This is a genomic window from Aphanothece sacrum FPU1 (assembly GCF_003864295.1).
Classification (GTDB): domain Bacteria; phylum Cyanobacteriota; class Cyanobacteriia; order Cyanobacteriales; family Microcystaceae; genus Aphanothece_B; species Aphanothece_B sacrum.
In genome coordinates this window covers 929,041-940,000 of sequence record NZ_BDQK01000013.1, presented here as the reverse complement: position 1 = coordinate 940,000, position 10,960 = coordinate 929,041, and the positions used below count along the sequence as shown (strand labels likewise).

The 10,960-nt window shown below is 36.2% G+C and carries 12 protein-coding genes and 1 rRNA gene; 9 read left to right on the top strand and 4 right to left on the bottom strand.

All coding sequences use genetic code 11. The features are described from left to right. Positions 1-53 precede the first annotated feature (53 nt). A 5S ribosomal RNA gene (gene rrf / locus AsFPU1_RS15225) occupies positions 54-171 on the top strand. 132 nt (positions 172-303) lie between these two features. Here rrf and AsFPU1_RS23160 read toward each other — a convergent pair. After that, positions 304-774 (bottom strand): cytochrome P450 family protein, encoded by a 471-nt coding sequence (locus tag AsFPU1_RS23160; RefSeq protein ID WP_227873658.1) that lies wholly within the window; start codon positions 772-774, stop codon positions 304-306. 317 nt (positions 775-1,091) lie between these two features. Between AsFPU1_RS23160 and AsFPU1_RS15215 the strand changes: the two genes are divergently transcribed. From AsFPU1_RS15215 to AsFPU1_RS15190, 6 genes are all read left to right on the top strand, one after another. Then, positions 1,092-2,018, top strand: a complete 927-nt coding sequence (locus AsFPU1_RS15215; protein WP_124978161.1) for an NAD-dependent epimerase/dehydratase family protein — start codon at positions 1,092-1,094, stop codon at positions 2,016-2,018. Positions 2,019-2,031: 13 nt separating this feature from the next. After that, on the top strand, positions 2,032-2,622 hold the full coding sequence (gene gmhA, locus AsFPU1_RS15210) for a D-sedoheptulose 7-phosphate isomerase (RefSeq protein ID WP_124978163.1): 591 nt from the start codon (positions 2,032-2,034) through the stop codon (positions 2,620-2,622). A 2-nt stretch (positions 2,623-2,624) separates the two neighbouring features. Continuing rightward, a complete protein-coding gene (locus tag AsFPU1_RS15205; RefSeq protein WP_124978165.1) occupies positions 2,625-3,203 on the top strand; it encodes a D-glycero-alpha-D-manno-heptose-1,7-bisphosphate 7-phosphatase in 579 nt (192 codons plus the stop codon). A gap of 6 nt (positions 3,204-3,209) precedes the next feature. Further along, entirely contained in the window at positions 3,210-4,379 is a 1,170-nt protein-coding gene (locus AsFPU1_RS15200; protein ID WP_124978167.1) for a glycosyltransferase family 1 protein, read from the top strand. Positions 4,380-4,385: 6 nt separating this feature from the next. Further along, a complete protein-coding gene (locus tag AsFPU1_RS15195; protein ID WP_124978169.1) occupies positions 4,386-5,543 on the top strand; it encodes a glycosyltransferase family 4 protein in 1,158 nt (385 codons plus the stop codon). Between the two features lie 311 nt (positions 5,544-5,854). Continuing rightward, the gene (locus AsFPU1_RS15190; RefSeq protein ID WP_124978171.1) at positions 5,855-6,943 is read left to right on the top strand and encodes a glycosyltransferase family 4 protein; all 1,089 of its coding nucleotides are present in this window, start codon (positions 5,855-5,857) and stop codon (positions 6,941-6,943) included. A 30-nt stretch (positions 6,944-6,973) separates the two neighbouring features. Here AsFPU1_RS15190 and AsFPU1_RS15185 read toward each other — a convergent pair whose 3' ends face one another. Next, positions 6,974-7,717 carry a Uma2 family endonuclease gene (locus tag AsFPU1_RS15185; protein ID WP_124978173.1) on the bottom strand — a complete coding sequence of 248 codons (744 nt, stop codon included), beginning with the start codon at positions 7,715-7,717 and terminating at the stop codon, positions 6,974-6,976. 566 nt (positions 7,718-8,283) lie between these two features. On the opposite strand from AsFPU1_RS15185, the gene AsFPU1_RS22730 reads away from it, so the two are divergent. Together AsFPU1_RS22730 and aroQ are read left to right on the top strand one after the other, a co-directional pair. Further along, positions 8,284-8,421 carry a hypothetical protein gene (locus AsFPU1_RS22730; protein WP_172957587.1) on the top strand — a complete coding sequence of 46 codons (138 nt, stop codon included), beginning with the start codon at positions 8,284-8,286 and terminating at the stop codon, positions 8,419-8,421. A 15-nt stretch (positions 8,422-8,436) separates the two neighbouring features. After that, positions 8,437-8,901 carry a type II 3-dehydroquinate dehydratase gene (aroQ, locus tag AsFPU1_RS15180; protein ID WP_124978175.1) on the top strand — a complete coding sequence of 155 codons (465 nt, stop codon included), beginning with the start codon at positions 8,437-8,439 and terminating at the stop codon, positions 8,899-8,901. On the opposite strand, the gene lpxB is transcribed toward aroQ, so the two are convergent. Together lpxB and lpxA are read right to left on the bottom strand one after the other, a co-directional pair. Beyond that, complete coding sequence (gene lpxB, locus AsFPU1_RS15175) at positions 8,885-10,051, bottom strand: lipid-A-disaccharide synthase (RefSeq protein ID WP_124978177.1); 1,167 nt, start codon at positions 10,049-10,051, stop codon at positions 8,885-8,887. The genes aroQ and lpxB overlap by 17 nt on opposite strands. A gap of 27 nt (positions 10,052-10,078) precedes the next feature. Then, positions 10,079-10,912 carry an acyl-ACP--UDP-N-acetylglucosamine O-acyltransferase gene (gene lpxA / locus AsFPU1_RS15170; protein ID WP_124978179.1) on the bottom strand — a complete coding sequence of 278 codons (834 nt, stop codon included), beginning with the start codon at positions 10,910-10,912 and terminating at the stop codon, positions 10,079-10,081. Between the last annotated feature and the right edge of the window lie 48 nt (positions 10,913-10,960).

The following is a 10,960-nucleotide window of genomic DNA, read 5'->3' as shown; positions in this document are numbered from 1 at the left end:
TTCAGAGATTTTTGACTCGTTGCTGCAGTCTTGAGGGTGTTTTCACCTAACTTCCTGGTGTCTCTAGCACCGTGGTCCCACTCCGACCCCATCCCGAACTCGGCAGTGAAACGCGGCAGCGGCGACGATACTTGTGGGGTAGCCCACTGGGACAATAGCTCGATGCCAGGATTAATCTTTCTCCTAAACCCTCTATCCACAACGTTAGGGGGTTTTTGGTTTGATTTGTGCTAAACCGAAGCTTGACTAGAGACTATCTTTTAACAGAGGTTAAAAGTTCGGTTTCTGGTTCATAGTAAACTTTTATCTGTGCCATAGTTGTTCACCTTCTTTAATTGCATTTGCTTGGTAACCAGTAATTAAAAATCCTTCACCATTTAAACGTCGAGCAACTGCCACAACCCAACGTTTCTTTTTCCGAGATAAATAAAATAGTAATACATTAGGATCACTTCTACTTAGTCGAATTTCATCTGGTGAAGCTAAGACTTGTTTAATTAATTCCTCTAGTTTTTCAATATCAGGATGTTTTTCAATTAGTCTTTGCCAATAGTTGTCAGTAGAGATAAATACATTTTTTCCATTAAAAAAGTTATTAATCGTTGATAAAGCTAACCTAAGATTAGCAGCTAAATCACCTTGAGTTAAGAAACCGTAAGGATTTTCTCTAAATATCTCTAATTTTGATCTAAACTTTCTTTCTAAGGTTTCATTTCCTTTGATTCGTTTTTTGAAAGATCGTTTAAAAGAATCACTAAAGCTAATTTCAAGCATTAATCCTCTAAAGAATCCATTAATTCACCAACAGCAATAATATTAGCGATCGCAATTTTACTCGCGATTACCAAACACAGTAAATAAGATATTGATGGGTTACGACGGATAATTAGGTTAATGTAAATTCCCTGTGTTATCTCCGTCTAACCCATCCTACAAATTAAGTAAGATTGCTTCGGAGGAGTAATCGCTACGAATAAGATTTAGTAAACATTTCCCCCCTCGCAATGACAGTCAAAAATAAGCATTTTTAGTTAAGTTCACACCAATAACGCTATATTATATTTTGTCATTTCTAATACGAATCTTTGCCGATGAAAATTTTAATTACAGGTGCAAGCGGTTTTCTGGGAACTAACCTCTGTTCTCAACTGCAAACCCAAGGACACGAATTAGTCCGTCTGAACTCGAAAAACTGCGATTTGACTCAATCTGACTCCTTACTAAACTTTAATAATACTACTTACGATCAAATTTATCATCTAGCCGCCTGGACACAAGCAGGAGATTTTTGTCTGTACCATCCAGGAGAACAATGGATTATCAATCAACAGATGAATACTAATATTCTCAATTGGTGGCAAAAATACCAACCCCAGGCGAAATTTATCTGTATGGGAACAAGTTGTGCCTATGATCCCGACTTATCTCTAGTTGAAGAAAATTATCTTACGGGGATGCCTATTAGCAGCTTGTTTACCTATGCCATGACTAAACGGATGCTTTATGCCGGATTATTGGCTTTAAACAAACAATACGGGTTAAAATATCTCTGTTTGGTTCCCTCAACCTTATATGGAGCGGGGTATCATACCGATGGACGACAAATGCACTTTATTTTTGATCTCATCCGCAAAATTATTCGGGGTAAACTCTATGGAGAACCTGTTATCTTGTGGGGAGACGGAACCCAATCACGGGAATTAGTCTTTGTCGATGATTTTGCTAAAATAGCCATCCAATTAGCCCAAACCGTAGATAATGATCTGATTAACATCGGTGCTGGAGAGGAATTTCCTATTCGTCATTTTGCCAAACTCATCTGTGAACAAGTCGGATACGACTTTAACCAGATACAATTTGACACCTCTCGGTATGTGGGGGCCAAGTCTAAATGCTTAGTGGTTAACAAACTTAAGGAATCTTTACCCAATTTAGACTTAACTCCATTAGAATTAGGATTAACAAAAACCATAGTGTGGTTCTGGCAGGAGCAAGAAAAACTTGTCCCGGCTGGTTAAGTGAGGAGGAACTGTGAGTTACTGGATTCAACATCGGCTAAGAAGCATCGAAGAGGCATTTAGTCCTAAATACTGTCGCTCAGTTGAGCATACAATCGGTTTAATTGCTAGACAGTTTCAAGAAGGCAACAAACTATTAATTTGCGGCAATGGTGGTTCGGCCGCAGATGCTCAGCATATTGCGGCTGAGTTTGTGGGGAGATTTCAACTCCATCGTCGGGGTTTACCGGCCATCGCATTAGGAACCAACGTGGCCACTCTAACAGCTTGGTCGAACGACTACGAATATGAGACTGTGTTTGCTCGTCAAGTAGAAGCGTTAGGAAGACCTGGAGACATTCTTTGGGGTATTTCTACTTCGGGTAAGTCTCCCAATATCATTCGCGCTTTAGAAACCGCCAGAGAATCAGGATTAATCACTATTGGTATGGCGGGTAATGGTGGAGGAATGCTCAAAGAGTTATCAGATTATCCTCTGTTTGTCAAACAATATCACACCCCGTACATTCAAGAAATTCACCTGATGACTTATCATCGTATTTGTGAACAAGTTGAAGCTCAATTATTTGCTAAAGCGGGGTTAGAAGCGCAAGTAGCTGTCTAAAAATGGTGGATTTAATTAACAATACTCTTAGTCCTCACACACCTCTTAAAAAGGCTCTATTTTTGGATAGAGATGGAGTGGTGATTGACTATTCTCCTTATTTAAGTAAGCCCGAACAAGTTACCTTTCCTGAAGGTGCAGGAGATGGGTTAAAACAATGGCAAAATGCGGGCTACTTACTTATTTTAATCACTAATCAAGCAGGGGTAGGACGGGGCTATTTTTCTCTAGAGGATGTGGACAAAGTTCACGTTTATATTCGTCAAGAATATGAAAAATTTGGGGTGTATTTTGACGATATTTTTATCTGTCCTCATCATCCTCAAGATAATTGTGGGTGTCGTAAACCTTCCCCAGAAATGTTATTAAAAGCCTCAAAAAAACATCAAATTTCTATGAGTGAATCTTTTTTTATTGGAGATGCTCCTAGTGATTTAGAATGCTCAATAAGAGGAAATTGTCAACCTATTTTAGTCTTAACAGGTAGAGGAAAAACAACTGTTAAAGAGATACATAAATATCCTAGAGAAATTCCAGTATTTGAGACTTTATTAGAGACAGTTAAATTAATCCAAAAATAATTAATAATGAGTCAAGATGAAGGGCAAAAGTCGTCACCGATATTTATTTCATTAATTCCTCATTTAATGGGGGGTGAAGGTCACATTATCCCTTATCATCAAGCAGTTAATCAAGCTATAAAAAAAATAGGTTGGCAACATAATATTATCATTCCTACTGATCATAATCTTAATAATATTCCCTCACAATGGTGTGAATGTTTAAGTCCTTATGATCTCGAAGCTGAAGGGAATGGATGGCAAAAAATCTTAAGAATACAACAGACTTGGGAATTGTCAATAACTATTGTTAATTATTTACGAAATAAGGTTATTAATCAATCAGATTTATCTATTATTTTTTTAGAAAGATTTATTCATTTACAATTATTAGCATTAGTCATTGCCTTATATTTAGTTCCTACTAAAAATTTATCGGTTTGGTTACTTTATCGACGAGATACCCATAAAGATAAAACAAAATTTATTTATAAATGGCTGAATAACTTAGTAAAAAAAAGACTGTCCAAAGGAAGATTTAAGTTATTAACAGATAGTGATTTATTAGGACAATCTTTGTCTAATTATTTTGAAGAATCTGTTATTGTGATGCCTATTCCTCATACAGATATTGATTGTTATTCCATGAGTATAACAGAAAATGATGATATAGTCTGTTGGTGGCCAGGTTCCCCCAGAGAAGAAAAGGGATGGGAAGTAATTAATAATTTAGTAAATTCTGATGTTAAATTAACTCAAAATATTTGTTTAATAGCATCTGAAAAATCTAAATTAGAAGTACCAGAAAATGGTCTTAAAGTCAAGTTAGTTGAAGATAATTTAAGCAGAGATAAGTATCATAGTTGGTTCTGTTTAACTAATATTATCTTACTACCTTATGATGCTGAAGCTTATGGGGAAAGAACATCCGGTATTTTTACAGAATCGATCATTGCTGGTAAAATTTCCTTAGTCACCCCTAATACTTGGATGGCCTATGAATTATTGAAATATAATTTATCAGAATTAGTAATAGATTGGCAAGAAGGGCAAAAAGTTTTTGATATTGTTATAAAAGTGTCTAAAAGTCCTATAATTAAGGATAAAATAAAAGCCATGCAAACAAGTTATCAGCAATTTCACTGTTTAGATAACTATGGTTGTATGATACAAAAAATAATCAAGGAGATGGTTTAAAAAGGAATGTTTAAAGTTTGTGTAGATGGGACACCTGTTAGGGGTAAATTAACTGGAATTGGAGTTTATACCTTAAATTTAATTGACTCATTGTATCAATTACAAGAAGAAGAAAACTTTCAACTTGATGTTTATTTTCATCCTTCTGTTAAAAATTGGTTATTGAAAAAATCTGATATTCCCGAACGTTTAGAACCTTATGATCCTATTTTTTCAGTTCCTATTCCCGTAACAATGGCTAATGTGTTAGCTAAATATCCTAATCCTATTTTATCTTATTTTGAACGATATTTAGACAGACCTAATATTATTCATGGGACAGATCATTATGTTTATCCCTATCAGAAAAGTAATAAAATTATGACCATTCATGATTTAACTTTTCTCAAATATCCTGAATATTCTACTACCATAGTTCAAGGTTATTTAGAGAGAATAAAACGCTGTTTAAAATGGACAGATTTAGTGATTACCTTTTCTGAGAATACCAAAAAAGATCTCATTGAATTACTGAATATTAGTCCTGAGAAAATTTATATAGTTCCCCAAGCGAGTCGTTATTCTGAGGATTATATAACCCCTAATTTATTCTATAAGAATAAAGACTTTATTGATTATTTTTTAGATAAACCTTATCTTTTATTTGTTAGCACCTTAGAACCGAGAAAAAATATTATTAATTTAATTGAGGCTTTTAACTATTTAAAAGAAGTTTACAAAATTCCTCATCAATTAATTTTAATTGGGAAAAAAGGATGGAAATATGAATCAATTTTTGATAAAATAGAAGAATCAAAATGGAAAGAAGACATTCAACATTTAGACTATTTATCAGATGAAATGGTCGCCTTATTTTATAATCAAGCGGATGCCTTTATTTATCCCTCTTATTATGAGGGGTTTGGTTTACCTATTTTAGAAGCAATGACATTAGGAACACCTGTAATTACCTCTAATACCTCATCTTTACCTCAAGTTGCTGGGGATGCAGCATTATTGATTAATCCTGACGACTATTTTGAGATAGCTGAGACAATTTTAAGCGTTATTAATGATAGTAATTTAAGGAAAAATTTAATTGAAAAAGGTAAAAAACGGGCTAAATCATTTTCTTGGAAAACAACAGCAAAAGAAACTATTAAAGCTTATCAGTTAATTTTATAAGTAAAATCAATAAGTATATACAGGTTAAAACCTGATACTATAAGAACTAAGGCTGTCTACACAGCCTAATAAGTAGTTGAGCATAATTAAATAGGTTCTACAGGACTTACTATGCTAAACTAATGATTAATAAAAGGCTAAAGCCTTATTCTATAAAAACAAGCGTCCGACGAGCGCAGACTAAATTCTAGGTTGCGTAGGCAACCTTTGTTTATATAGCTTAACTCTTTAGAGTTAAAGTCTATCATTTGTAATAATTTAGCATAACTTGTCTGGTAGAACCAAGTTCAATAAAACCTTTTATAATCACAATGGTTAACTCGAATATTCTTATCAATCTTTCATTATTATTATCCAAACCCACTGGAATTACAATCTATGCAGCTAATGTATTTCCTTATTTAAAATCTCTTAATCCTACCTTATTAGCTGCTGAAAAGTACCCAGATTTTAACACTTATTTAGTTCCTAATAATTTAACACCTGCACAGGGAACAAAAGGACATTTAATGCGGTTACTTTGGACACAATTCGAGTTACCCAAGATTTATAAAAAACTCAATGCTTCGTTGTTATTTTCTCCTGTTCCCGAACTACCTTTATCTCAAAAATGTCGTTCTATTGTGATGGTTCATGATTTAATTCCTTTACGGTTTCCTAAGAGAAATTCTCCCTTATTACCTTATTTTCGTTATTATATTCCTCAAGTGCTGAAACAAGCAGAACATATTATTTGTAATTCCCAAGCAACTGCGAGAGATATTTGTGATTTTTTTAATATTTCTGCTACAAAAATAACCCCAATTTTGTTAGGTTATGATGCTAATCATTTTAAACCATTAGAGATAACATCAAAACCCATATCTAACCCTTACTTTTTGTATTTAGGTCGTCATGACCCCCATAAAAATTTAACCCGTCTAATAGAAGCATTTTCTAAGATTAAAAATTGTCAACAATATGAACTTTGGTTAGCGGGGCCAACGGATAGAAGATATACGCCAAAATTGCAACAAGAAGCGATAGAATTAGGTATAGAAAAACAAGTTAAATTTCTTGATTATGTTTCTTATGAACAATTACCTATTTTATTAAATCAGTGTTTAGCTTTAGTGTTTCCTTCTCTCTGGGAAGGGTTTGGTTTTCCAGTATTAGAAGCGATGGGATGTGGAACTGCCGTCATTACTTCAAATATATCTTCTTTACCCGAAGTCGCAGGAGAAGCGGGAATATTAATAGACCCTTATCAAGTTAAAGAAATCACTGCAGCAATGGAACAAATAGCTGAAAATGAAACCTTGCGAGTGTATTTAAAAACCTTAAGTTTACAACAAGTAAGTAAATTTAGTTGGGAAAAGACGGGACAAGAAACCTTAACTTTATTAGAACAAAGATGTTAATTGCCGCCATTATTTGTGGGTTAGGTTGATTTATATTTCATCAGGATTAATGCCTAATTCTCTGAGTTTTTGAGCTAAAATTTCTGCCCGTTGTTCCGCTTGTTCTTTAGCTAATCGTTCTTGTTCCTTTTCTAATCGTTCTTGTTCTTTAGCTAATCGTTCTTGTTCCTTTTCTAATCTTTCTTGTAAAGCAGATTCTTGGACAGTAGGTACTAAGTCTCCTTCCAGAGTAAAGTAACGTAATTTTCTCTCAAATACCCCTAAATATAAACCTAATTGTTCACTTAAAAGATATCCTTTTTCATTGGCTATAATGGGTTGATATTGACCACCTATGATGGTAAATCCTTGAAACTCTAAAGTATTAGGATCAAACCAAAAATAATCAGGGGTACGGAAAGTATTTTGATACAACTTTTTTTTCTCCGTCCGATCAATTTTAGCGGTAGAATCTGAAAGAATTTCCACAATAACATTAGGATATTTTCCTTGTTCTCCCCAAACAACCCAACTTTTACGAGGACGTTTTTCTGTGTCTAAAACGACAAAAAAATCTGGGCCACAGAAATCTCTTTTTTTTAGTTGATTTTCATTGTAATAAATGGTCAGATTTCCTGAAGCATAATAATCATTTCTATTTTGCCATAGCCACTCTAGACAAGTGAGTAATAAGATAATTTGTTGTAGGTGTAAATCGCTTTCCAAGGGGGGTTCATCACTCCATAAGTCAGTGGGAGGACAAGTTATTTCAGGGGTGAGGTCTAGGGTTGTCATAATTTTAACCCATTACAGTAATTTATATTAATAATAGCACGGGACAAGAAAGCTTAACTCTCAGTTAATGAGAGAAAGTCAGCGATCGCGAGATTTATTGACTCTGTATTGAGAATATTCGCTTAGAAGCCGTACCCCCATCCATTCTGTACACTTAAAAAGTTTTATAATGGGGTATCTGTTAAACCCTTTAACATTTAGGTGTGATTGAATCATCGATCACACCTAATGATTTCTATAGGTTAATTAATTAGTGTACATCTTTAAAACCTTGTGTTATACTTAACATATCTATAAGGAATCCTTAGTTTTCAGGTCTGCTGTCGGACAGTTAGTGGACTTTAAACAAATGCTTGTGGAAGGGAATCTGGACGAGTGATAAACTTCAGTTTGTCGCAAAGCAAACCTGATGAAGCAAGAATCCTGCGAGGTTCGCCCGTGGGAATGTCAAAACTTAAAATTGTCATGGTCAGAACTGATATAACAGACAGCTTTTGGAGTTATTCTATTCTGGATTTGACAAGCATTACCCAACAAGCAAGCGTATCAGAGGAGCAGTCTGTCTGATGGACTATTTGGATCAAGTGCTAGAAAAGCTCAGAGAATGGGCGCAAAAGTTAATTGAAACCTTACTCGGACCTCAAGCGGAACCAGAACCTGAGCTAATCCCTATTCCCGTCAATGACCCCCACCGTCGTCGATAAGGGAAATCAGCCCCAGTGTCTACCCAAGCTTTGAGAGAACTAAGTGTCTTAGTGCTTCATGGCCCTAACCTAAATTTATTAGGGATTCGTGAGCCTGGGATCTATGGCTCTGTGACCTTAGAGGGCATTAACTGTCTTCTGAGGGAGGAGTCAGATGAATTAGGCATTAGTATATCTATTGTCCAATCTAACCATGAAGGAGTCTTAGTGGATTCTATTCATGAGGCACTAGGAAAACACCAGGGTATTTTAATCAATGCTGGGGCTTATACCCATACTAGCATTGCTATTAGGGATGCCCTATCTGCTGTCAAAATTCCTACAGTTGAAGTGCATTTAAGCAATATTTATCAAAGGGAGACATTTCGTCATCATTCTTATATTGCTGCTGTCGCTGTGGGTCAAATTAGCGGTTTTGGAGCCCACAGTTATCATTTAGGGTTATTAGCGTTAGTTAATCATCTTAGGACTGACTTATAAAGTGGAGAATTTCGGTTGCTGCGCGATCGCAGACTCCCACATGTCCTAAAAGTTGTCTCATTTGGTGATAATTATCGAAAGTTTTTTGACGGCGTTGAGTATTTAAAATAAGGTCTAAAGATTCTTGAACAATGCGTTCAGGAGTGGCTTCCTCTTGCAATAATTCAGGTATGATATCTTTCATCACTATTAAATTGGGGGGTGAGAGAAAGGGAATAGAAAATTTAAGTATATGACGAGCAATCCACATAGTTAAAGGACTAACCAAACATAATACTAATTGAGGCACATTAAGTAAAGCTAATTCTAAATTAACCGTACCCGACTTAGCGATGGCAAAATCAGCCGCCGCCATCACTTTTAGAGCTTCTCCTCCATCAAGTAAAGTGAGGGATATTTTATATTCACTAACAGTTGCTTCAATGATATTACGATAATCCTCTAAAGATACGGGGAGCAAAAAATGGACATCAGGGATTTTTTCTTGTAATTGTTGAGCCGCTTTACAGATCAAAGGTAGATGAAATTTTAACTCTTGATAACGAGAAGCCGGAAATAAAGCCACTACCGTCTGATTTTGGTCAAGACCCAAAGCAAGACGTGCGGATTCTCGACTAGGAGCTTTAGCCATGCGGTCTAATAAGGGATGACCAACCCATTTGACCGATACTCCATTTTCTTGAAAAAATCGGGCTTCTTCTGGGAAGATTGCCAATAAAAGATCAGTGATACTGGCAAACTGGTCAATAGTTTTTTGATTAGGAGACCAGACCCAAGATTGAGGAGCAATATAGTAAATAATAGGTACTTGGGGGAAATACTTGCGAGCATAATTACCAAAAGCCACATTAGGCCCCATATAATCCAACAAAATGAGAAGATCAGGGGGATTATCCCGTAAATACTGTTTAGCCCGACGTTGCAGCAACCAAGTGGGAACAATAAACGGTAAAGACTCCATAATGCCAATAGAACCGATAGCGGCCGTATTGCCCATAAGTTTCGCTCCAGCTTCTTCCATGCGAGGGCCACCCAAAGCTAAAATGTCTAAAGGGATATCTTGGGCGGCCGCTTTTCGGTAGAGAGCTTCCACTAACATTCCTCCTTGTAAGTCGCCCGACACTTCTCCAGTACTGATAAAAATTCGCATAGATTTGTTCAAAAATGAGGAATAGGCTTAAACTTTACCAGGAATGAGGCCTCGTCGTTTTTCCCCTGTAGTGGATGATTGGAGAAACTGATAGAGATATTGAACATATTCATTATCTGATAGGGTTTCGAGTTGAGCTAACGCCTCTTTAAAGGTAATTTTGGAGACATAGAGTAAGCGAAACGCTTGTTTTAGCAGATTAATATCCTCTGAAGTTAATCCAGAGCGTTTTAACCCGACTAAATTAAGAGATCGCACTCGTGAGGGGTTGCCTTCAACCATCATAAAAGGAGGTGCATCTCGATCAATACGACTCATTCCCCCTAACATAGCATTGCGACCAATACGCACAAACTGATGAATACCTAATACGCCACCGATGACGGCCCTGGATTCAATGTGAACATGACCCGCTAAAGCGACGGCATTAGCGATAATGACATTATCTTCAATAACACCATTATGAGCCACATGGACATAAGCCATGAGCAGGTTATGATTACCAATCTGTGTAACTTCATCGTCGTGGGTAGCGCGATTAATGGTAACAAACTCTCGAAAAGTATTGTAATCACCAATTTTAACCTGACTAGCTGCGCCTTTGTATTTTAAGTCTTGGGGTTCTAACCCAATCACCGCGCTAGGAAAAATGCGATTTCCGACCCCTATTTCCGTGGGGCCTTCAATAACTGCGTGTGGGCCAATGGTGGTTTGAGCATCAATTTTAACCTTATCTCCAATCACAGCATAGGGTCCAACTTCAACGGTAGGATGAAGTTCGGCCTTCGGGTGAATAACAGCAGTGGGGTGGATCGGGGTAGTCAAAGGGGTATCTCCCTTATTGCTTTGATAAATCAGCATTTAATTGCAGTTATAATTTACACGATATTAGAGTTAAGGATACAAAAA

Coding starts and splice junctions, on each gene's coding strand:
- AsFPU1_RS23160 (WP_227873658.1), bottom strand. CDS start 774: ATGCTTGAAATTAGCTTTAGTGATTCTTTTAAACGATCTTTCAAAAAA.
- lpxA (WP_124978179.1), bottom strand. CDS start 10,912: ATGCTGATTTATCAAAGCAATAAGGGAGATACCCCTTTGACTACCCCG.
- AsFPU1_RS15195 (WP_124978169.1), top strand. CDS start 4,386: ATGTTTAAAGTTTGTGTAGATGGGACACCTGTTAGGGGTAAATTAACT.
- AsFPU1_RS22730 (WP_172957587.1), top strand. CDS start 8,284: ATGGACTATTTGGATCAAGTGCTAGAAAAGCTCAGAGAATGGGCGCAA.
- AsFPU1_RS15200 (WP_124978167.1), top strand. CDS start 3,210: ATGAGTCAAGATGAAGGGCAAAAGTCGTCACCGATATTTATTTCATTA.
- AsFPU1_RS15185 (WP_124978173.1), bottom strand. CDS start 7,717: ATGACAACCCTAGACCTCACCCCTGAAATAACTTGTCCTCCCACTGAC.
- lpxB (WP_124978177.1), bottom strand. CDS start 10,051: ATGCGAATTTTTATCAGTACTGGAGAAGTGTCGGGCGACTTACAAGGA.
- AsFPU1_RS15205 (WP_124978165.1), top strand. CDS start 2,625: ATGGTGGATTTAATTAACAATACTCTTAGTCCTCACACACCTCTTAAA.
- AsFPU1_RS15215 (WP_124978161.1), top strand. CDS start 1,092: ATGAAAATTTTAATTACAGGTGCAAGCGGTTTTCTGGGAACTAACCTC.
- AsFPU1_RS15190 (WP_124978171.1), top strand. CDS start 5,855: ATGGTTAACTCGAATATTCTTATCAATCTTTCATTATTATTATCCAAA.